General features: G+C 43.1%; 20 protein-coding genes. 5 read left to right on the plus strand and 15 right to left on the minus strand.

Going from position 1 to position 20,942, the window contains the following annotated elements; translation table 11 throughout:
* Nucleotides 1-84 precede the first annotated feature (84 nt).
* From ACGF63_RS01915 to ACGF63_RS01960, 10 genes are all read right to left on the minus strand, one after another.
* Nucleotides 85-501 (minus strand): hypothetical protein, encoded by a 417-nt coding sequence (locus ACGF63_RS01915; RefSeq protein WP_036849566.1) that lies wholly within the window; start codon nt 499-501, stop codon nt 85-87.
* A complete protein-coding gene (locus ACGF63_RS01920) occupies nt 498-944 on the minus strand; it encodes a GPW/gp25 family protein (protein WP_036849565.1) in 447 nt (148 codons plus the stop codon). The genes ACGF63_RS01915 and ACGF63_RS01920 overlap by 4 nt, the downstream gene beginning before the upstream one ends.
* Nucleotides 945-956: 12 nt before the next feature.
* Complete coding sequence (locus ACGF63_RS01925; RefSeq protein ID WP_036849564.1) at nt 957-2,558, minus strand: phage baseplate assembly protein V; 1,602 nt, start codon at nt 2,556-2,558, stop codon at nt 957-959.
* Entirely contained in the window at nt 2,555-3,238 is a 684-nt protein-coding gene (locus tag ACGF63_RS01930; protein WP_036849563.1) for a hypothetical protein, read from the minus strand. The genes ACGF63_RS01925 and ACGF63_RS01930 overlap by 4 nt, the downstream gene beginning before the upstream one ends.
* Nucleotides 3,225-3,404 carry a DUF5908 family protein gene (locus ACGF63_RS01935; RefSeq protein ID WP_021325530.1) on the minus strand — a complete coding sequence of 60 codons (180 nt, stop codon included), beginning with the start codon at nt 3,402-3,404 and terminating at the stop codon, nt 3,225-3,227. Before ACGF63_RS01935 ends, ACGF63_RS01930 begins: the two co-directional genes overlap by 14 nt.
* Nucleotides 3,401-3,859 (minus strand): phage tail protein, encoded by a 459-nt coding sequence (locus ACGF63_RS01940; protein WP_132351513.1) that lies wholly within the window; start codon nt 3,857-3,859, stop codon nt 3,401-3,403. Before ACGF63_RS01940 ends, ACGF63_RS01935 begins: the two co-directional genes overlap by 4 nt.
* A 16-nt stretch (nt 3,860-3,875) precedes the next feature.
* Nucleotides 3,876-5,072, minus strand: a complete 1,197-nt coding sequence (locus tag ACGF63_RS01945; RefSeq protein WP_152961915.1) for a phage tail sheath C-terminal domain-containing protein — start codon at nt 5,070-5,072, stop codon at nt 3,876-3,878.
* 48 nt (nt 5,073-5,120) lie between these two features.
* Entirely contained in the window at nt 5,121-6,635 is a 1,515-nt protein-coding gene (locus ACGF63_RS01950) for a phage tail sheath C-terminal domain-containing protein (RefSeq protein ID WP_152961913.1), read from the minus strand.
* A 56-nt stretch (nt 6,636-6,691) separates the two neighbouring features.
* Nucleotides 6,692-7,780, minus strand: a complete 1,089-nt coding sequence (locus tag ACGF63_RS01955) for a phage tail sheath family protein (RefSeq protein ID WP_387628501.1) — start codon at nt 7,778-7,780, stop codon at nt 6,692-6,694.
* Nucleotides 7,781-7,843: 63 nt separating this feature from the next.
* On the minus strand, nt 7,844-8,293 hold the full coding sequence (locus ACGF63_RS01960; RefSeq protein WP_036849558.1) for a phage tail protein: 450 nt from the start codon (nt 8,291-8,293) through the stop codon (nt 7,844-7,846).
* 679 nt (nt 8,294-8,972) lie between these two features.
* Here ACGF63_RS01960 and ACGF63_RS01965 point away from each other — a divergent pair.
* Complete coding sequence (locus ACGF63_RS01965; protein ID WP_239002282.1) at nt 8,973-9,455, plus strand: winged helix-turn-helix domain-containing protein; 483 nt, start codon at nt 8,973-8,975, stop codon at nt 9,453-9,455.
* Between the two features lie 185 nt (nt 9,456-9,640).
* Here ACGF63_RS01965 and ACGF63_RS01970 read toward each other — a convergent pair whose 3' ends face one another.
* Nucleotides 9,641-10,393, minus strand: coding sequence for a hypothetical protein (locus ACGF63_RS01970; RefSeq protein ID WP_387628506.1), 753 nt, complete (start codon nt 10,391-10,393; stop codon nt 9,641-9,643).
* A 221-nt stretch (nt 10,394-10,614) separates the two neighbouring features.
* Between ACGF63_RS01970 and ACGF63_RS01975 the strand changes: the two genes are divergently transcribed.
* Nucleotides 10,615-11,568 (plus strand): hypothetical protein, encoded by a 954-nt coding sequence (locus tag ACGF63_RS01975; protein WP_387628509.1) that lies wholly within the window; start codon nt 10,615-10,617, stop codon nt 11,566-11,568.
* A 377-nt stretch (nt 11,569-11,945) separates the two neighbouring features.
* Here the strand turns inward: ACGF63_RS01975 and ACGF63_RS01980 are convergent, their stop codons facing one another.
* Nucleotides 11,946-12,809, minus strand: coding sequence for a LysR family transcriptional regulator (locus ACGF63_RS01980; RefSeq protein WP_036849556.1), 864 nt, complete (start codon nt 12,807-12,809; stop codon nt 11,946-11,948).
* A 501-nt stretch (nt 12,810-13,310) separates the two neighbouring features.
* On the opposite strand from ACGF63_RS01980, the gene xthA reads away from it, so the two are divergent.
* Nucleotides 13,311-14,117, plus strand: a complete 807-nt coding sequence (gene xthA, locus ACGF63_RS01985) for an exodeoxyribonuclease III (RefSeq protein WP_036849555.1) — start codon at nt 13,311-13,313, stop codon at nt 14,115-14,117.
* Between the two features lie 57 nt (nt 14,118-14,174).
* Here xthA and ACGF63_RS01990 read toward each other — a convergent pair whose 3' ends face one another.
* From ACGF63_RS01990 to ACGF63_RS02000, 3 genes are read right to left on the minus strand one after another with little or no spacing between them, the layout of a single operon-like run.
* Nucleotides 14,175-16,103: a DNA topoisomerase III gene (locus ACGF63_RS01990; RefSeq protein ID WP_152961908.1), complete on the minus strand. Its 1,929-nt coding sequence runs from the start codon at nt 16,101-16,103 to the stop codon at nt 14,175-14,177.
* A 5-nt stretch (nt 16,104-16,108) separates the two neighbouring features.
* Nucleotides 16,109-17,152, minus strand: coding sequence for a selenide, water dikinase SelD (selD, locus tag ACGF63_RS01995; RefSeq protein WP_036849553.1), 1,044 nt, complete (start codon nt 17,150-17,152; stop codon nt 16,109-16,111).
* Nucleotides 17,153-17,164: 12 nt separating this feature from the next.
* The gene (locus tag ACGF63_RS02000) at nt 17,165-17,716 is read right to left on the minus strand and encodes an NAD(P)H nitroreductase (RefSeq protein ID WP_152961907.1); all 552 of its coding nucleotides are present in this window, start codon (nt 17,714-17,716) and stop codon (nt 17,165-17,167) included.
* Nucleotides 17,717-17,886: 170 nt separating this feature from the next.
* On the opposite strand from ACGF63_RS02000, the gene sppA reads away from it, so the two are divergent.
* Together sppA and ansA are read left to right on the plus strand one after the other, a co-directional pair.
* Entirely contained in the window at nt 17,887-19,752 is a 1,866-nt protein-coding gene (sppA, locus tag ACGF63_RS02005) for a signal peptide peptidase SppA (RefSeq protein ID WP_387628516.1), read from the plus strand.
* 169 nt (nt 19,753-19,921) lie between these two features.
* Nucleotides 19,922-20,941: an asparaginase gene (gene ansA / locus ACGF63_RS02010; RefSeq protein ID WP_036849550.1), complete on the plus strand. Its 1,020-nt coding sequence runs from the start codon at nt 19,922-19,924 to the stop codon at nt 20,939-20,941.
* Nucleotide 20,942 lies beyond the last annotated feature (1 nt).

Here is a 20,942-nt window from a genome sequence, read left to right on the forward strand (position 1 = left end):
ATTTATACCACCTGTTATTTGAATATAACCTTAATATGTTTTCAGGAGATCGTTGTTATTTAAAAATAAGATTAGCGAGGTTATCTACCCGGCACTGACAGTATACTGACTGGCAATAAAACGGCCTTTTCCCATACTTGGGACTGTTACATCCGGTCCGGTCGATGGATTATTTGCCGGTTGTGACGGCGTAAAACGGGCAATAAATTGCTGCCCAACAACAATCATCGTGACAGGGCTACGGCAAAAGTTTACCTGCTGGCTGGTATCCAATTGAGCAATGGTGACCATGCCCATGCCGGGTATCGGGTGACTCGGGGTAATATACTGCGCTTGAAACTGTACCTTTTTTTCATCTCCCACAATCACGATCTTTTTTCCCCGGATTTGCACGTGCCCACTGCCCCTGATGGTTGCCAACCCCAAAATGATGACCTGCCGGTTGCCGAACAAGGGTTCGAATAGCAGGATGTCGCCATCAATAACCAGTTGTTTACTCATAAGATCACCCGTATCGGCCCTTCACCAATCTCAAGAATACCTTCAATTTGTTGGCTGATTTCGCTGCCCCTTAGGGCATAAGTCACCTGAACATGTAAGGTATTAAGCAAATCTGCTCCCTGACTCACCTGAATTTCAGTCACTGCTGCACGGGGTTCATAACGTAATACGCGTTCTTCAATACGCGTTTGAATCCGTGCCATCAATTCGTCACTGATATTTTCAAACATATAATCATTTAAGCCGCAACCGTAATCTTCACGCATAATCCGTTCACCAGGTTCAGTTAAAAAAAGAATTTTCATATTCTGGCGGACATGCTCTGCTCCTTCCGCCATTATTACGCCAGATTGTGTTTCAGAATGCGCATTATCTTTAATAGAAAATTGAGGCGGAAATGCCCAACCCCGACCATAAATATCAGCTAATATTTTATCTGCCATCTCACTACCCTATTATTGTGTTAAATTAATTTTTGCCCCTTTAATATCAACCCCAGATTTTCCAGCGGCTGACAGGGATTTATCGGCCTGGAGATTAATTTCCTGTGCATGAGTGATGAGATTTTTAGCGGAACTGATGGTGATATCTTTATCCTGTTGCAAAGATAATGTATTTTTTCCACTATTAAATGCGAGCGTCTTATCTTTATTATCGAATATGAGTGCTTGCTGATTCTCTCCTTGCTTAATCACTAACGTTTTCACCAGATTTTTTTCACTCGGTTCCAACGGCGGTTTATTTTTAGGGTTGTGCATAGATCCTAATATCACCGGAAAACGGGGGTCACATTCAAAGAAACCGATAATCACCTCATCCCCCGGTTCCGGGTAGAAACAAAATCCACTTTCATGGCTGGCATAAGGTTTACTTAAGCGGGCAAAAAGAGTGCCGTTGGTTAAGTTTAAAGCCGGTATTTTGACCGGAATACGGCCCAGCGATTGGCTGTCTTGGTGGTATTTTTCTACGATCCCGATATGCAGCTCTTTAACCTGAGGCACAACGTGTTCTACATCTGATTGCATACCTAAAGTTAACCGGGTACGCCAGCCTTGCCGCTGAGTGATAGTCTGCTTTACACCGGTAATAATCGCCTGACCATCCATCCCCTGACCAAAGCCAGTTAATGCCAAAACATCACCCGGTTTATAGCGATCATCACCTTCAACCTCAAAATTACCGGATATATTATGGCTTCGTCGGTTGCCTATGATGCCTTGAGCAAACTGCTTGGTTTGTTCATTATCCAATGGGTAGCTGAAAATCCATTGCCACTCTTGGCCGGTAAGCGGTTTCAGAATGTCCGCAGCAAGCTGACCGCGACCAAACCCGCTGTTCTTTGCCTGAATCGCCTGAGACAGCTTTTGTTGGGTAATATCCCAAGACTGTACACTTATCGTTTTGGGGCTGCGCTGATTATCCCATTGTAGATTAGCTTCAAACAGCACCACGTCCTGGTGGTTGCCGCGCTGACGAAGGGTATGTACAGTTGATTGATTCAGTGATTCCGGCGTTACCAACGTATTGGCGTCATTGCCGGGGAGTAGCCAAGTATTGGTAGCACTAAGCCGGCTTTTTAGAAAAGTCCAGTCATTACAGCGAAACTGCACCATCTGTTCATGCACCGTCTTAAGCTGAGGCGCTTGTTTTATCGCGACGGGCACACCAGCCTGACTGAATAGCTTCTTGATAATCGCCTCATCGCTCTGTTTACTGAATAGTTGCGAGTGGAAACTATGCGTTAATTTTTGCAGTGGATGTTTTGCCGTCAGAATCATCAGACTGTCCTGACCTTTAAGCCCCAAGGTCTGCCGAACGATGATCCCTTTAAACAACACATTTTTTTGGATCTGCACAATAAGCTCATGATTCGGACGACAACTTGCCAGTTCAGCCTGCGCCTTGGCATCAAAAATATGGCTGGTATCACCGATGATACCCAGAGTGATGTTAGCCGAAGGAATGCCATTGATAGAATAATTTACTGACAAACTGATGACAGTAAACTGATTGAGTACCTTGCCGCCTATCTTAATCGCTATTGTGGGTATCTTCATACCTCCCTCCGTGCTTGTAGCGTTTGTCCCGGAGTAAAATCATCAAGATTATCCAGACCGTTTTGCCAGGCAAGGGAGAGATAATCGATCCCCCCTGCGAGAGAAGCGCCAGCGCCCAGTGCAATCAATGGCAGGGAGAGCATATCGGTTACGTTAACCGCAGTAACCGGCGGTGACCTTAACTGTTGCTCGGTAGTCTGAATAACAAAGCTCTCATCCGCCACCAGAGATAAGGTGGCAGTGGCCCGCAACGGGGTAGCGTCCCGGTCAAACAAGGTGTAATGAATGCTGAGACCGGTGGCCCGGCAGGCAAAATAGCCTTTGTTTTCCCAGCGCATTTTCCCCCACTTGATTTTAAGAAAGTGAGAGACTTTGGTACCAGCATCAATGGCACAGAGCGTTTTCAGGATCGCCAGTTGGGTTTCTATCGGCGTAGTGTTGCCGGGCATGGATGCATCAAACAACAGATCTAATGACAAGCCAGCAGGTTGAGATGACACATAGTGGTTGCTTTGGTGGGTACTGGTAATACTTTCACCCTTTTTATAACTGGCTTGATAATCCAGTTGGATAGCATCAGGGTTATACATCATCTGTAAACTGCCTACCAAGGTTTTACCTTCCCGATCTTTAAAAGCCGTCAGCGTGAGTTTGGACAGACTACGTTCAATTAAGCTCATAATGGCCTCCTGTTTCCCGTAGTGCCTCTAACACCTCATGCTTTATCCTCTCAATCAGGCGAGCGTCGTCCAACGCTTCCTGCACTAATGTTCGCGGAGATGATAAATCACTCGCAGAATCGGTAACTTTAGCCTGAATAATCAGTTCCTTAATTTCTACAGTCATGCTTTCACTCCTAACCAGAGTATATCTTGATAACGTAACTCCAGAGAATTCACCAAAACAGCATTGCTATTGGCATCAAAGTTACCGGTAGACCAACGAACCGGTAACGCATTACTGATTGTCCAACTCGCCACGGGTAAAAAATTTTCATTCAGCAACATAATGACCACATCGGCATAAATCGCCTTTTCTCCGCGCAAGACATGATCAAATATCAGAGTGAGCGGTGTCACTGTCATAACACCACGTTCCAACACCAAACTACCGTGTTGGATCTTATCGGCCAGCCAGACATTTCTGGCATTTTCCCCGCCTTGATTGTGTTGAGTCGTTTGCAATTCACGGCTGAGACCTGATATCTGCTGAAAGGCAATATCAAATGGGCTGGGAATATTATTAAAAAGAAAACTGGCGATAAAACGGTGTGATACTGACGGGGTGTAGAGGTTATGCATATTTTGCCTCTGTTTATTAATTTAATCGGGTTGCGCCGGTACGAGTATCAAACGTTAAGTTCAGCTCAATAAATTCCGCCGGAATGAGCAGAGCCAGTTTGATTTTCATGATCATTTTCCCGGCCAGCACATCCGCTTCACTCATTGACTCGTCAACACCGAGTAATATGTCAAATGCCCGCTCTTCCTGGGTACCTGACAGTCCACCTTTTAACCATAACTGATGCAGCCAGTTGTAGGTTTGGCCCTTAAGTTTCATCCAAGTGATCGGATTATTGGGTTCGAAAACAAAGGCCCGGCCCAGTCGGGTTATATGAGCTTCAATATAGGAGACCAGGCGGCGAATTTGGATATAGCGCCAAGGGGAATCAAGTGTGTTGTCCAAGGTTCGACATCCCCAGATTTTAATCCCTTTGCCAGGAAAACTGCGAATCAGATTCAGCGGGATGTCGTCATCCCGATTAAAGAGTGCATCAGCTTCAATAAAAGAGCGTATCGGGCTAACCACTTTGGCTAAAACCACATTAGCAGGGGCGGTCCATATGCCTTTCTGATTATCGTGATTCTGGATGATAGCAGCGACCGCCGCAGTAGGCGAAAGGATGATATGTTCACCACTTTCTTGGTATGCACTTTTCAGTCCCGGCCAGTATACCGCTCCCCATTGCCGATCATTTGAAGAAAATTGCGCTAAACATTTAGCAGCCAATGCTGGGTTATCAGGAGCATCCAGCAATCCCATGATGCCACGCCGACTTTTACAAAGATCAAACACTGACTGCCAGAACTGTAACCAAAGATCTACGGTGGCGCCAAACTCCCCCTCCTGATTAAAGCGGACAATATCAGGGACCACAATCAGTGTGATAGTACTCTCTGCGGCAATAGCCTGTTTAATCCATTCCTGTTGTAGCGTAGTGATCAATGACTGAAAATCTTTTAATTGCTCATCAGGCCCCAGTGGCAGGACATAAGCTTGCTGACCCCCATTTTCAAAAAAGTGGCGCACGGAGTAGTACATTAATCCTGACTCTCTAAATTTCAGGGTAAAATTGGTCAGGCTATTTATTTTTACGGCGGTTCTATCACTGATGTGGTTGTTTTTAGCAGGTTGAATACAACCAATAAAAACCGGTACACCGATAAATGCATCATCCTGCTTCTGGGATATCAGGTTTTCCGTTACTATGACACCCGGCTGTTTAATCGCCATTGTCGTTTCCTCAACAAAACAGGCGCGGCAAACCGCGCCTCAGTATGATTACTGTGCTACTTTTTGCGAAAATTTCAGGATGATAAATTCAGCCGGACGTACTGCCGCCATACCCACTTTGACGATCATTTTTCCCTGCTTAATATCGTCGTCGGATATAGTGACACCTAGGCCAATTTGGACAAAATAGGCTTCTTGGGGACTACTGCCGACCAGCGCCCCTTGTTGCCAGAGTTGATGGAGATAGTTGTCAATGGCTGACCGCACCCGCTCCCAGGTTGGTTGGCTATTGGGTTCAAAAACAGCAAATCGCATTGCCTGTTTGATATCCCGTTCTGCTGCATTAAATAAACGCCGTACCGGAATATAGCGCCAGTTATCATCATCTTTCAGGGTTCGTGCGCCCCAAATCAGTGTGCCTTTGCCAGTAAAGTGACGAATGACATTAATACCCACTTTATTCATCGTGCTTTGATCGTTGTCGGTAATGACCTCAACAGGTTTCGCATTATTTAATGCGACATTGGCTGGCGCTTTCCATACCCCCCGACTGGCATCGGTTGCCGCATAGGCACCCGCGACTGCGGCACTTGGGGGTAAAATGATTTTAGTCGCTTTAAATACGTCATCGACAGCTTTTTTAGCTTTAACATATTCCTCTGGTGAAGCTGTTTTCAATGTTTCCAGATTAGCTGATGGATCCTCATAACCACTCAGAGCAATATCAGCATCCGCTGGCTGGTTATAAGTAAAAGAGGTCTCTAAATCAGGATAATAAACAGCGGTTTTATCCGGCTGTGTAGTTGGTTTATCTTCCCCACCTGTACTATCAGCAATCAGGAAATAACCCACTTTGTTTTTTAACAAAGAATTTACTCCACTGTAAACCTCCTGTTTTTGACTAGGTGCTAACGTTTTATCCGTTTCAGGGCATAGCAGTAAGGTGATCTCCTGCTGTTTTTCTATCAAGTCCGGCAGAGTTGCTAATTCATATTTTACAGCCTCAGCAGTCTTTACTGCTTTAGCAGCTTTTACTTTCGGAATATCAGTTGTCGCTGCCGCTACCAATGGCAGCAAATAACAAACACCACCGCCATTACTAAAATAATGCTGCACAGCAAAAGCACTGAAAGAAGCGATCTGGACAGTGGCAACATAGGTATAGGTTTTTTTAACTTCCTTATCCACTAAGATACCACTACCAATTTTAGCATTTTTCTGACTGTTTTTTAGTGGCTTAGCAACAGTCTCTGCGCTTATTTCTGCCTTTTCTTCTGCCTTTTCTTCTGTTTTTTCTTCTGCTTTTTCCTCCGTCTTTTCCTCTGCCTTTTCTTCTGTAGCCTGTATTGACACGATAAAAGATGAAGATAATGAAAACTGCGAGATAAAATCTAACCAACTGGTAATTTTAATACAGCTACTCTGTTTTATTTGGCTACCGTCTTTTTTAAAAAACTTACCAATGAAAACCGGAATAGCCGTTGGGCTGGTGCTAATTGATAACGATAGCGAAGCATCTTCCTCAATATAAACACCGGGTGTAGTATATGCGTCAGACGGCATTATGACTTCCTCATTCAATTTAGATGATTAGCAACTATTAAGCAGGCTACAATTATTTATCGGGCTTGCCCAATTGACTGGCTAAACTGCAAAATAACAAATTCAGCTGGACGAACAGCAGCCATACCAATTTTGACAATCATTTTGCCCTGTTTAATATCGTCATCAGTCATGGTGGTACCCTTACCGATTTGAACAAAATAAGCCTGTTCAGCTTTATTTCCCATCAATCCGCCTTGTTGCCAAAGGGAATAAAGATAATTATCAATAGCCCGACGCACTGCTTCCCAAGTAGGTTGGCTGTTAGGTTCAAAGACCGCAAAACTCATGGCATTTTTAATGTCCCGCTCTGCGCTGTTAAACAGGCGGCGAACCGGGATATAGCGCCAATTATCACTGTCCTCAAGCGTACGGGCTCCCCAAACCAATGTGCCGCTCTTAGGAAAGGTGCGGATCATATTCAGCGCCTTTCCTCGGTTATATTCCCCTTGCAGATCGTCAGTTACCAGATATTTAGGTTGTAATCCACCTTGAATAGCCACGTTAGCCGGTGCTTGCCAAACACCCCGACTGTTATCGACACTAGCATAGATACCCGCCATCACTGCACTGGGAGGAATATCAACTTTGGCTTTTTTATCTCCCCATTCAGCGGTCAGCCAAGGATAATAAACCGCGCCATAAGGAGTAGAGGAATAAGATTCGAGGAGTTCGTCTGGTTTTTGCTCCGAAGTTATTTGATCTTCTGGGCCATCAAAAATGGCGAATAATCCTTTGCCCGTTTTACACAGTTTTCCCGTCACCTCATTGATATCTTCTCCAGCGGCAACCAGCAATGTGACATCGTCAAGCTTTGGAACTTGTTTTTCTAAATCTGTGGCTTTGACGAGATAGCAATATCCACCGCCGTTAATAAAATAGGCGCGCAGTGAAATATCAAGCCTATCACCAGAATTAAATGACCTGCCTTTTAGTGTCAGATATTCCAACCAGCTATTAACTCGAAGAGAGGTACCAGCTGATACAAATGAATTGTGATCTTCAACAGCAAAAACAGGTACCGCCGTTGCACTTGAACGAATAGAGAGTGCCAATGAGGCATCTTCTTCAATATAGACACCCGGATAAGTTGTAACAGTTGTCATAATATTAGCCTTTAAAAACCACTGAATTGACATGCCAAGCTATTCGTGGCACTAAACAGTGTATTAATGGAATTCAACAGTAACCCGATCGGCCTTCAAACTGATTTCCTGCACCGCAACCTCATTACTGGAAGCATCAAAGCTGGGCGCGGTTAATTTTTCTGGAAAAGCATTAGAAATATTCCAGGTAATTAACAAACTTGAACCGGTTTCATCAGTCAAGCTGATAGAAATATCTTTCTTTTCTATCTGATTAAGAGAAATAGAATTAATCCAATCGTATAATTTAGATTGCCCTTTAAAAATACCGCGTTTCAAGGTAATCGTTGGCCTCTGACGCTGACCAGGCATTTGTAACCAGTTACCAATTCCATCACGATATTCAATTGTGTCATGGCTGATATCTAATCCCGATACGCTTTGGAAAGACATTTGTTCATCACCGACAGTAACGACAAAACGGTAAGTGGGAATTGGGTATTGAACAGCAATTTGCTCGGCAGTTGTAGACATTGTTATTTCCTTCTAAGGAGTTTATTACATTTAATAAGCTGGGTTAGAATACTCATCATTATCATTTTAGGTACGCTACCGCCCTTAGGTATCATGCCTAATTCTGGTATATTCGCCTGGATTTATATTCATATATCCACCTCCTCATTAAAGAATGAGGTGATCTAACGACTACTGACCAATGACTAACTCAGTTAATACGTGATAAACATCACGTTGGAATTAGTCATGGCTAAATAATCACGCAATCACACTTAAATAAAAGTTAAAAATAAAAATTAATTATTTTAATTTCTATTTTTCTCCATTAATTCAATATCATAAAAAAATACCACTCAGTTTATTGGGTTATTATTCATGACGACTTATTCACTCATTAATCCATAAAAAGCTCTTATCTATAGTATGAATTATAAAAACCACTCTGTTTCCAAAGTAAATAGATAACTCATCATTAAATATAAATAAAACTGATAAATAAATAATTATCATTAATTTTATTTCTTAATAAGAAACAGAAAAATAACCCACATGAAAAAATAAAATAAAAAAATTTAAATCATTTATTTTCTTGCATTACTCATGCAGAAATTATATAAATTTTAACAGGCATAAGCCTATTTGAGCTCTCCTAGCTATGACGAATAGACAAACACTAAACAGAGGCAGAGAATGCGTTATGCTGAAAATAACTAGAGATGTTTATTTAGACTGTGACTTAAACAAAATAATCCATGGTAAAAATATATTTGTCATTACGGAAAAAGAGAAACGCCTGCTACTCGCACTGTGGGAACATGCATCGCAAGGGAATACGTTAAACCGGGAACAGCTAATCCCTTTGGTTTGGCCTGAACGCAAAAATGGTGTAGCAGAAACCAATCTGCTGCAATTGATCTGTAAATTACGCCGAACACTACGCTATTGTGACCTGGGTGAAGCAATCCATACCGTATACCGACAAGGCTATCGTTTTATCCTGCCATTTCAGGATAATGAACAAGATGATAATCAGTCAAAAAATACCCAATTATCCACGCCCACTGATACAACTCCAAAGCCGTCTTATTCGCGTTTCACCAGACTTGTTATTATGTTCATTACGGCAAGTCTCTGGCTATCGACTATCCTATATACCGCCCCTTTTCTGGCTAAGAAATAATGATGATTTTTATTTGCAGATCGGTTACTTCTCCGTCAATGGAGATAAATTAAAGTTATCAACTCTCCTCCGCGGCTCACTCCAATAATTGATGAGCCGCTTTAATAAGAAAAGATCATGACTCATCATTATGAGAAAACACTCCCACCATAATAGCATTGAGGTTATTTGTTTTTTCATTGATGTCATTCCTTCGTCATTAAATAGAGTACTGCGCTACCCTCAGATAATTGATTAATGACGATATGGTCGCTATTTGTCAGGTGAATTGCTTCAGTCAGCATAGCTGATGTCAAAAATACAGACAGCGGCCCCGACTGACCAAAAGAGTGATCAATTAAATGAATCGGGTTCTCCGGGGAGAAACTGAGCGAATTATCATAACTGTAAATCATCAGCTCAGTCCGCACTTTATCAGTGATACCCGTTACCCAGAGGTGTTTCATGTTCTTTTTATCAATACGGTTATATTCAAACAATACATGCAAATCTTTTATTATTTCTCCCGGTAACGAAGGTAAAGGCCACCCCATGCCAGCAAGGATGTTTAACTTATTTTGAATAGCAAATTTTGTGGATGAGAATAGTTGAGCAGAAACAAATTCACTGTACGCCTTTCTGTCATCCTTGGCAGGCCAAAGCTGCAATGCGATAACCATTATCAGCCCCTCAAAAGCCGCCTCATTATATAACTTATCGATCTCATCCCGATTCGCTATGTGTGCCCGTTGTACTTTCCAGCGTTGGCCGATCAATTCCTGATAGCGAGACAAATCTATAGAAGGGGATTCTGCGAGATAAACCTTACGTAAAAGATAGCGATAACCCGGGCATTGTTTCTCAAAATCCTGATCTATTTTATCCAATAATGGCGGGATATCTCTTGATGGCGAAAATAGCGCACGCTCTCTATGAGGAAAAGCAGGAATATCTTTCAATATCGCCTAATAGTGATGCCATGCCTTGCTGTTCAGGCGTCAAAATAATATTAAAGGAAGGTAAGCTGCTATAAAGCGCCGCGTGAACGAAATCGGTCGTGTCTTTTAGACAAGCATAAACGAGTGTGCCGGCAACCAGTATTAAAAGCAAAATGATAAACCATAATTTATAGCGCAAAGGCGCTACTCTATAAGACCTCTCATTAAGAATAGGAAAAAAAATGCTAAGACAACTTATCTCCACCAGCCTGATTTTTAGTTTACTGTCAACTGCTGCATTAGCAGCGAAACCTCAAAACTATCTCTACACTTCATCTGATGACCTCAACCAGCTACATGAATTGCTGGAACGTCAGGACATCGATGGTGTACAAATTGTTTATAACTGGAAACAACTGGAGAGTGCGCCGGGAAAATATGATTTTTCCGCGATCGAAAAAGATCTCGCATTGCTTAGTAAAATCCAAAAGAAGTTGTTTATCCAGATTCAGGATCGCTTTTTTGAGAAAGATGCCCGCTATATCCCGTTTTATCTTCAACAGAGCTCGAAATATCAAGGTGGTTTAGTTGCACAGGTTGATAATCCCGGTGAAGGTAAAGCGCAAGGTTATGGCTGGGTTGCTATTCAGTGGAATGCCGATCTGCGCAAACGCTATCAGAATCTCCTTTCTGCATTAGCAAAAGAGTTTGATGGCCGTATTACCGGCATTAATCTGCCAGAAACCGCCATTGATATTGACATGAAGCACGACACAACCGGTTTTAGTTGCGACCACTATTTTGCCGCTGAACTTGATAACATTAAATTTGCCCGCCAGGTATTCAAAAAATCCTACGTGGTGCAATACGTTAACTTCTGGCCATGCGAACGGAATAATGATCACCAATACATGTCCCGCCTATTTAATTTCGCGTCAAAAAATAAGATCGGCCTGGGTGGCCCCGATATCGTGCCATATCAATCCGCACAGATGAAAAACGCCTATCCCTTTTTCAACCGTTACAAAGGCAAGCTAGATTTGGTCGCAATGGCGGTCCAGGAACCGACTCTGACCTACACTAACCCAAAAACCAAGAAACCCTTCACTCAGGAGGAGTTTGCTGATTTCGCTGAAAACTACCTGGGGGCGAACATCATTTTTTGGAGTACGGCAACGCCGTGGCTGAAACAATAAGACAAGGTTGTGGTAAACGCGCCAGAGGGTAAATATCACCAGGAACGTCCCTGAAAGCCTGAAGCCGGGAGAACCCCGGCTTAGAAATCATGTATCACCCATCTCAATGAATACATGGTACTCACATGCAGGATGCTTTGCACTTCGAGCAAGGTTCGAATTAAGCAAAGCAAAATAACAACGTAGTGCTTGCAGCGTGTTAGTCCAAAAGGCGAGGAAACAGTCTATCTTTCCCTACTACCATGAAAAATTATTCCGGGTATAACAAAAAATAACAAATATAAATTTATCATCTGGGTACAGTGAAAACTTTCTATCGTCATCTCCGCAAAACAACAACGCGGAGCTTACAATAATCTACTCCGCGTAAAATAAATTTAACTCATATCATTTACTGAATCGATAAAACGATTAAGTACACTTGAATGTGATTTAGACTTATAAATATAACATTGGTTTGCTGTACCCGGTTTTTCAATAGGAACAAAACTTAAAGCATCACCTCCTTCCAATTCATCAGGATGAGAATCTGTAATGAAAATATAGTCTCTTGAATAAATGAAATTCATGCAGCACCCCATATTATCCATCTGACGCATATTCACTTTCCCACCACTTTGAATAACTTCTTCTTCCAGATTTTTAATGAAACTGCTTTTATAAAGTACAGGATCACACAACCAAGTATTATTTTTTAGCAATTGCATCACATCACCACCAGCAATATCCAATAACTCTTTTCGGCAGCAAATTCCCAATTCTGGTCCTTTTATTTTACGAATAAGACTAAAACGGTCACTTAGTATCTTTTCTGAGCTCATAATGAGCGTGTTGCCGTCGTAATCCACTATTTCTTCAATGTTATCATAACTAAACCGGAATATATTTACTTGGGAGCTATTTCTGTCAGCTGCCTTATATAAATAAATTAGGTGTTTGTTTTTCCCCCAATCGTAATAAATATTAACTATGTTACATATACTACCACTGATATGTTTTTTAGTTATTTCTTTTTCTTGTAAATAAAGATCTTTAAGATCATTATATAATTCTAAACCATCTTTAGTCAGACTCATCCCAAATTTCTCCCTTTTGAAAAGGCGCTTCCCTAATGTTGCTTCGAAGTCTTTGATTGATTTAGCTACTGGAGGAGTTGTTCGGTTCATCACTCTTGCCGCTTTACTTAAAGAACCATTTTCCACCACTGCCATGAATGCTTCTAATTTACGAGAAAAAAACATAATTCACCGTTCCTATATAACTTGTGGCTAAAATAATTTCTTTGAAATAGCCTTCACCAAATGACAGATAAATCAGTTCGATACTGTGAAGGCGTAAATTTTGTACAAAAAAACAAATACTTCTCAAACATATACCACATAAAAAAAGCTTATGTTCAATACATAGGTGGCTCAATAAACTCTATTTATTCATGTTTATCATGGTTCAAAAATTAATCTCAACCAATCAACCATTAGAAAATATAAACATTACTAACGAGCTCAATTTTCTATCAAAGATTAGGATAGGGTTCTACATTTTTCAGTAATCAATTTTTGTAACACTAGAGATAAAAACGGTCTAACCTCAGTGTTTTCTCACCATAAATTATTATATTTTTCACAATTAATTATAATATTAGGGTTCCGTTACTATTTCGTCCTGACCATTGTCAATAGTTACTTTTTAAGATCCATCTGTTATTATTGTTCTTGTGTCTTTTTACTGGATGGCTGTAAAAGATGAAATTGATCTCTTTTAATATTAATGGATTACGTGCCCGCCCCCATCAGTTAGCTGCGATCGTCGAGCAACATCAACCCGATGTTATCGGCCTACAGGAAACAAAAGTCCATGATGAGGCGTTTCCTTTAGAAGAAGTTAGGAAGCTTGGCTATCATGTGTTTTATTACGGTCAGAAAGCCCATTACGGCGTTGCACTGTTAACACGTCAGGCTCCTCTTACTGTGCGCCATGGTTTTCCCGGGGACGATGAAGATGCCCAACGTCGTATTATCATGGCAGATATGGAAACCCCACACGGGCTATTGACAGTCATTAATGGCTATTTTCCACAGGGAGAAAGCCGTGACCATCCAGTGAAATTTCCTGCAAAAGAGAAATTTTATCAGGACCTGCAAAGCTATCTGGAACAAAATTTATCGCCTCAATCACAAGTGATTATTATGGGGGATATGAATATCAGTCCGACGGATCTGGATATCGGCATTGGAGAGAACAACCAAAAACGCTGGTTAAAAACAGGTAAATGTTCTTTCCTGCCAGAAGAGAGAGATTGGATGGATCGCCTGAAAAGTTGGGGTCTGGTCGATACATTCAGGAATATGAATCCTGAATGTATCGACCAATTTTCCTGGTTTGATTATCGATCAAAAGGGTTTGATGATAATCGCGGGCTACGTATAGATTTACTTCTTGCCAGTAAGCCCTTGATGGAGCGCTGTATTGCGACAGGTATTGATTATAAAATCCGTGAAATGGAAAAACCGTCAGATCATGCGCCTGTCTGGGTAGAATTTGAAATGTGATATTCTGTTAACGCCGAATATCAATCATTTCCTTTAAAATAACGTAGCAACTGCGCCCTACGGCGCAATTGCTTTAGCGTTTTTTGTCGATTTTGTTTTTTTCCCTTTTTTCTCTTTAATCGGAACCGGGGGCAAATCACGAAAAGCTTTTAAGTTACGGTTCTGTTTAGCCTGCCAAATTAATTGCTGCAATGTCTCCTCAAGTGGCCCCATGAAATCTTGATAGCGGAACTGTTTTTCGCTGATTTGCGTTAATCGGGACTCCCAGTGGGCTGTCATATCCGGTAAAGCAGCCATATCAGGTAATACATGAATGAGTGCCCTACCCGCAGGCGTTGCATGAATATGACGCCCTTTTTTATAAAGAAACTCCCGTTTAAACAACAGTTCGATAATGCCGGCACGTGTTGCTTCAGTACCCAGCCCATCCGTTGCGCGAAGGACTTTCTTCAATTCCTTATCCTGCACAAAACGGGCAATCCCCGTCATAGCAGAAAGGATAGTTGCATCAGTAAATGGCTTTGGTGGTTGAGTTTGGCGTTCTACCACCTCTCCTCTTTCACACAATAATTCATCACCCTTAGCAACAACCGGTAATGGCGTTCCATCATTTTCTTCATCACGCTCTTTATTGCCAAGCAATGTTCTCCAACCTGCCTCAGCAAGAAAACGCGCTTTAGCAATAAATTTTCCACCGGCAATTTCCAATTCAATAATACATTTGCGGAATATGGCATCTGGGAAAAATTGCATCAAATATTGTCTGGCAATCAAACCATAAATATTAGCCTCGTTGTCTGTCAGATTTATATGGTTACTTCGTGCCGTAGGAATAATTGCATGGTGGGCATCAACCTTTTTATCATCCCAACAACGATTCTTTCTGTCGGTTTCCAGTAATGCTTGTGGCAACAAATTGGTTGTATGAACAGATATTGCATTAAGCACCGCATGGCGCCCTGCAAAATGTTCTTCGGGCAAATAACGGCAATCAGAACGGGGATAAGTAATCAGTTTATGCGTTTCATACAATCGCTGGCAAATATCCAACACTTGCTGTGCATTCAGGCCAAAACGTTTAGCAGCTTCAATCTGTAACGAAGATAATGAAAACAGCAAAGGAGCAACTTCAGATTCCCGTTTATCCTGATAAGATGTCACATAGGCCGGCTGGCCGGTGATTCTGGCAACAACATGCTCAGCCAGAGGCCGATGTATCAATCTCCCTTCGTCATCCAGAAAATCAATACAAGATTCACTTGGCTGCCAGAGAGCGGTAAAACGCTCATCCTTTGGCGTAACAATATGGGCTTTCACCTCAAAGAAATCTTTTGGTACGAAATGTTCAATCTCTTCATCCCGGCGAACAACTAACCCCAAAACCGGTGTCTGAACCCGCCCGACAGATAATACGCCCTGGTACCCCGCATTGCGTCCAAGCAAGGTATAAGCCCGGGTCATGTTAATACCATACAACCAATCAGCCCTGGCTCTGGCGAGAGCGGAAACACATAGCGGAATAAAATCCCGGTTATCCCTTAACCTATCAATAGCTCTGGTAACCGCTTGTGGATTTAGATCACTTATCAGGCAACGGCGAACTTTTTTTCGCTTTTCACCATCCAATTTCAAAAAATCCAGAACCTCATCCACCAGCAATTGCCCTTCACGATCCGGGTCACCCGCATGTACCACTTCATCTGCTTTTCCCAGCAAATCCCGGATGATGTTGAGCTGTTTCGCCACAGAAGGCCGCGGTTTTAGCTGCCATTTTTCCGGAATGATGGGAAGATCAGCCAGTGACCAACGGGCAAAGCGACTGTCATAAGCATCAGGTTCCGCCTGTTCCAGCAAGTGCCCAACACACCAGGTCACAAACTGGTTATTTCCACAAGCAATAAAGCCATCACCACGGCGATGCGGTTTTGGTAAAACATCAGCAATCGCCCTGGCCAGGCTTGGTTTTTCTGCAATAAAAAGCTGCATGGATATTATTCATTAACCTCAATCAGCACTCTGCCTGACTGTTGCTCAGACAACTCACCCATTGCTGTCAGTTCAATGCCATGACATCGTGCAATCACTTTCACTTCATCTACCGCTTCTGGCAGAACGGCCAGCAGCAGGCCGCCTGATGTTTGCGGATCACATAACAGGTTACGCTGAAGCGCTGTCATTTCACCAATAAGATGACCATAACTGTCAAAATTACGCCCAGTGCCCCCCGGAACACACCCCTTTTCAATATAGGATCCCACTTCCGGTAGTTTAGGAATTTTTGCAAAACGGAGAGTTGCCCGGACACCCGATCCTTGACAAATTTCACTCAAATGCCCTAACAAACCAAACCCGGTCACATCAGTCATTGCTGTAACACCCGCAATTTCGGCAAGATCAGACCCCAGTTTATTTAAGCGACACATGGTTGCTGTCGCGACGCCCTGATGCTCAGGCAACAACAGGCTTTTTTTCTCCGCCGTGGTCAATACCCCAATGCCAAGCGGCTTTGTCAGAAATAGCTGGCTACCAGCTTTCGCTGTACTGTTCCGTTTCACCCGATCAATATTAACGATACCGGTTACAGCCAGACCAAAAATAGGCTCAGGTGCATCAATAGAGTGTCCTCCAGCCAGTGAAATTCCCGCGTCTTTACAAGCAGCCCGACCACCTTCAATCACCTTGCGGGCAATTTCCGGCGCCAGTTTATCCATCGGCCATCCCAGGATCGCTATCGCCATAATGGGCTTACCGCCCATGGCATAAATATCGCTGATAGCATTTGTCGCGGCAATCCGTCCAAAATCAAACGGATCATCGACGATCGGCATGAAGAAATCTGTCGTACTGATGATGCCCGTACCATTGCCAATATCATAAACCGCAGCATCATCACGCGTTTCATTACCCACCAGTAAGTGAGGATCAAGAAATTTTTCCTGCTCACTATGCAGAATGGTTTCCAGAACTTTCGGTGAAATTTTACAGCCGCATCCAGCACCGTGGCTGTACTGGGTAAGACGAACTTCTGTTGACATAACAGACTCCGGTCAGAAGTAGCTGACAAAATTAGTCATATCCGGCGTGGCAACTTTGCCTGGCGCTTTCAAAACAGGCGTTCCAAGGTAGAGAAAACCTACTACCTTGTCATGCTCATTACAACCCAGACCAGTACGCACCGTATCATCATCAGTCCATGAACCTGTACGCCAGATACCACCAAACCCTTGCGCCACCGCAGCCATCTGCATCGCGTGCACAGCGCAGCCGGCAGAAACCACTTGTTCCCATTCCGGTATCTTGGAATTCCCCATTACCTTTGCAATAACCGCGATAATTAATGGTGCACGATAAGGCGCACTTTTGGCTTTTTCTTCCGCTTCAACCCCCAGATTACTGTCAACGGCAGCCTGGTGGAGTAATTGGCTAAACCGATCAATACCCTCATCCTGCATGACAATAAAGCGCCACGGCCGTAAGGCGCCATGATCAGGCACTCTCATACCCGCGGCCAGAATATTCTGTAATGCTTCACCTTGAGGCGCAGGTGTCGTTAAACGTGATGCTGAACGTCGGTTCAACAAGAGTTCTAATGCATTCATATTTTTTCTCCTGAATAAGTTATTTTGTTATAAGCTAACATTTTCTGTTTATTTGTTAACGAATAAAAGCCCAAAAGCGGCCTTTTCGGACAATTTGACACTATTTGAAGCTGACATTTATATGTCTGGTCATTAGGATAGCCCTACTTGATCCTATCTTTGGAGATGATATGCGTATTTTATGGAAGTGGGTCGCAAGATTATTTAAATGGAGTTGGCGACTGCTGAATTTTGTTCGGGAAGTCATTTCAAACCTGATTTTTATCCTGCTCATCTTGGTGATTGTTGGGGGCTTTATGCTTTATCAACAGCCCAATAAAACGGTGGATAGTTATCAGGGAGCATTATATGTCAATCTCACCGGTGTTGTTGTGGATCAGGTTTCCAGCCGTAACCCATTGAATCAATTAGGACGTGAACTGTTTGGTTCATCCGGCAATAAATTACAGGAAAATTCTCTGTTTGATATTGTTGATACCATTCGCCTGGCAAAAACCGATGACAAAATCACGGGTCTGGTGTTGAAACTTGACGATTTCATCGGCGCTGACCAGCCATCTATGCAGTATATCGGTAAAGCGATTAATGAGTTTAAAACCTCAGGCAAACCCGTCTACGCGATCAGTGATAATTACAACCAGCCGCAATATTATCTGGCTACTTTCGCCGATAAAATTTATCTGTCACCACAAGGTGCAGTTGGTCTTTATGGCTATTCGACCAATAACCTCTATTACAAATCCCTGCTGGATTCGCTGAAAGTCACCACACATATTTTCCGGGTCGGGACGTATAAATCAGCCGTCGAGCCGGTTATGCGTGATGATATGTCTCCGGCAGCACGGGAAGCTGACAGCCGTTGGGTCAACGGTCTTTGGCAAAACTACCTCAATACTATCGCCGCTAACCGCAAACTTTCTGTTCATCAAGTATTCCCAGGCGCGGATGAGATGATTGCCGGCCTGCGTGCGATCGGCGGAGACAATGCCCAATATGCACTTAAACGCAAACTGGTCGATTATGTCGCCCCACGCAATATCATTGAAAGTGAGATGACAAAAGCCTTTGGTTGGGATGAAAAAAACCAACATTTCAATGCCATCAGTATTTATGATTACGCGCCACAATTGCTGGCAAACAAATCACCATCCAAAGGCAATATTGCCGTTATCATAGCGCAGGGCGCGATCGTTGATGGGCAACAGGTTCCAGGAATGGTTGGTGGTGATACAACCGCCGCTCAAATCCGTCAAGCGCGTTTAGATAATAATATCAAAGCCGTTATTCTGCGGGTAAACAGTCCTGGCGGCAGTGTTAGCGCTTCCGATGTTATCCGCACTGAGCTGGCAGCTCTGCGTGCAGCGAATAAACCGATCGTTGTTTCTATGGGTGGAATGGCTGCATCCGGTGGCTACTGGATCTCTACCCCTGCGAATTACATTATCGCAAACCAAAGTACGTTGACCGGTTCTATTGGTATCTTCGGCGTCATTACCACTTATGAAAACAGTCTGGATCATATTGGTATCCACACTGACGGCATTTCCACGACACCACTAGCGGGTATTTCTGTCACTAAAGGGCTCAGTAAAGAGTTCTCAGAGCTGATACAGCTTAATATTGAGAGCGGCTATAAGAACTTTATCGGCCTTGTTGCTGACTCACGCAATAAGACATCAGAAGAGGTCGATAAAATTGCTCAAGGGCATGTGTGGATTGGAAATGATGCTAAAACCAATGGATTGGTCGACCAATTAGGTGATTTCGACGACGCAGTTGCCAAAGCGGCTGAATTAGCAAAACTGGATAATCCAGAACTTGACTGGATACAGCCGGAAATGTCATTCAGTGAGTTGCTGATGAGCCAGTTGACGACAACCGCTCAAGCGATTGTACCGGAAGCAATTCAGGCATGGTTGCCTGCGCCACTGACGCAGGTCGCGCAAGCAGTAAAACAGCAAGCTGAGTTTTATCGCCATTTGAATGATCCACAAAATCGTTATGCGTTCTGTTTAAACTGCGGAGATATTCGCTAAAAAACCATAATAATGCATGATATTAGCAGAAACATGCCGTTAGAATCCCCCGGTATGATTCTGGTGATAACTTAATTAATGATGTTTTTAGCCTGACAGATACCCTGTCAGGCTTTTTTTATTTTGTAATACTCCTATAATCCAGCTGATCTTTTTAGGAGGCACAGTCATGCAGAAGAAATCTATTTATGTCGTCTATACCGGCGGAACCATTGGGATGCAACGCTCATCTCAGGGATATATTCCCGTTTCCGGGCATTTACAGCGCCAACTCACCAAGATGCCCGAATTCCACCGGTCTGAAATGCCGACATTCACCCTCCGTGAACATCAACCACTGATTGATTCTTCTGATATGACGCCAGAAGACTGGCAACTTATCGCTGATGATATCCGGCAAAATTACGATGATTATGATGGTTTCGTGATCCTGCATGGCACGGACACGATGGCATTTACCGCATCCGCTCTCTCTTTTATGTTTGAGAATCTGGGTAAGCCGGTAATTGTGACAGGATCGCAAATTCCACTGGAAGCACTGCGTTCTGACGGGCAGACAAACTTGCTGAATGCGCTTTACCTTGCTGCTAACTACCCGGTTAACGAGGTCAGTCTGTTTTTCAATAATAAATTGTTCCGTGGGAACCGGACGGTCAAAGCACATGCAGACGGTTTTGATGCTTTTGCCTCACCAAACTGTTCCCCATTGATGGAAGCAGGTATTAACATCAAAACCTTCAATGCATGTCCGGCCCCTGCCAACCATGACGAATTTATCACTCATCAGATCACCCCTCAGCCCATTGGCGTGATAACCATTTATCCCGGCCTTTCCAGTCAGGTTGTGAATAATATTTTAATGCAACCGGTTAAAGCCTTAATCCTGCGCTCATATGGCGTCGGCAACGCGCCACAACATCCTGAATTATTGAAAGAGCTAAAACAGACAACAGAGAGAGGGATTGTGGTTGTCAATCTGACTCAGTGCATTTCTGGCAGGGTAAACATGGATGGTTACGCAACCGGTCATGCTCTGGCTGAAGCCGGTGTTATCAGTGGCTACGATATGACCTTTGAAGCCACTTTAACTAAGTTGCACTATTTACTCAGTCAACCCTATAGCAGTGAAAAAATTCGTTATTTAATGCAACAAAATTTACGTGGTGAATTAAGTTATGCCGACAAATAAT

This window comes from Photorhabdus sp. RM322S, assembly GCF_042879395.1.
In the GTDB taxonomy this organism is placed as follows: Bacteria; Pseudomonadota; Gammaproteobacteria; order Enterobacterales; family Enterobacteriaceae; genus Photorhabdus; species Photorhabdus khanii.

Excerpts from the sequence above, each read along its gene's own strand:
- ACGF63_RS01975 (WP_387628509.1), top strand. The coding sequence starts at position 10,615 with ATGCTAAGACAACTTATCTCCACCAGCCTGATTTTTAGTTTACTGTCA.
- ACGF63_RS02000 (WP_152961907.1), bottom strand. The coding sequence starts at position 17,716 with ATGAATGCATTAGAACTCTTGTTGAACCGACGTTCAGCATCACGTTTA.
- ACGF63_RS01990 (WP_152961908.1), bottom strand. The coding sequence starts at position 16,103 with ATGCAGCTTTTTATTGCAGAAAAACCAAGCCTGGCCAGGGCGATTGCT.
- sppA (WP_387628516.1), top strand. The coding sequence starts at position 17,887 with ATGCGTATTTTATGGAAGTGGGTCGCAAGATTATTTAAATGGAGTTGG.
- ACGF63_RS01920 (WP_036849565.1), bottom strand. The coding sequence starts at position 944 with ATGGCAGATAAAATATTAGCTGATATTTATGGTCGGGGTTGGGCATTT.
- ACGF63_RS01945 (WP_152961915.1), bottom strand. The coding sequence starts at position 5,072 with ATGGCGATTAAACAGCCGGGTGTCATAGTAACGGAAAACCTGATATCC.
- xthA (WP_036849555.1), top strand. The coding sequence starts at position 13,311 with ATGAAATTGATCTCTTTTAATATTAATGGATTACGTGCCCGCCCCCAT.
- ACGF63_RS01965 (WP_239002282.1), top strand. The coding sequence starts at position 8,973 with ATGCTGAAAATAACTAGAGATGTTTATTTAGACTGTGACTTAAACAAA.
- ACGF63_RS01980 (WP_036849556.1), bottom strand. The coding sequence starts at position 12,809 with ATGTTTTTTTCTCGTAAATTAGAAGCATTCATGGCAGTGGTGGAAAAT.
- ACGF63_RS01955 (WP_387628501.1), bottom strand. The coding sequence starts at position 7,780 with ATGACAACTGTTACAACTTATCCGGGTGTCTATATTGAAGAAGATGCC.
- ansA (WP_036849550.1), top strand. The coding sequence starts at position 19,922 with ATGCAGAAGAAATCTATTTATGTCGTCTATACCGGCGGAACCATTGGG.
- ACGF63_RS01940 (WP_132351513.1), bottom strand. The coding sequence starts at position 3,859 with ATGCATAACCTCTACACCCCGTCAGTATCACACCGTTTTATCGCCAGT.
- selD (WP_036849553.1), bottom strand. The coding sequence starts at position 17,152 with ATGTCAACAGAAGTTCGTCTTACCCAGTACAGCCACGGTGCTGGATGC.
- ACGF63_RS01935 (WP_021325530.1), bottom strand. The coding sequence starts at position 3,404 with ATGACTGTAGAAATTAAGGAACTGATTATTCAGGCTAAAGTTACCGAT.
- ACGF63_RS01950 (WP_152961913.1), bottom strand. The coding sequence starts at position 6,635 with ATGCCGTCTGACGCATATACTACACCCGGTGTTTATATTGAGGAAGAT.
- ACGF63_RS01960 (WP_036849558.1), bottom strand. The coding sequence starts at position 8,293 with ATGTCTACAACTGCCGAGCAAATTGCTGTTCAATACCCAATTCCCACT.
- ACGF63_RS01925 (WP_036849564.1), bottom strand. The coding sequence starts at position 2,558 with ATGAAGATACCCACAATAGCGATTAAGATAGGCGGCAAGGTACTCAAT.
- ACGF63_RS01930 (WP_036849563.1), bottom strand. The coding sequence starts at position 3,238 with ATGAGCTTAATTGAACGTAGTCTGTCCAAACTCACGCTGACGGCTTTT.
- ACGF63_RS01915 (WP_036849566.1), bottom strand. The coding sequence starts at position 501 with ATGAGTAAACAACTGGTTATTGATGGCGACATCCTGCTATTCGAACCC.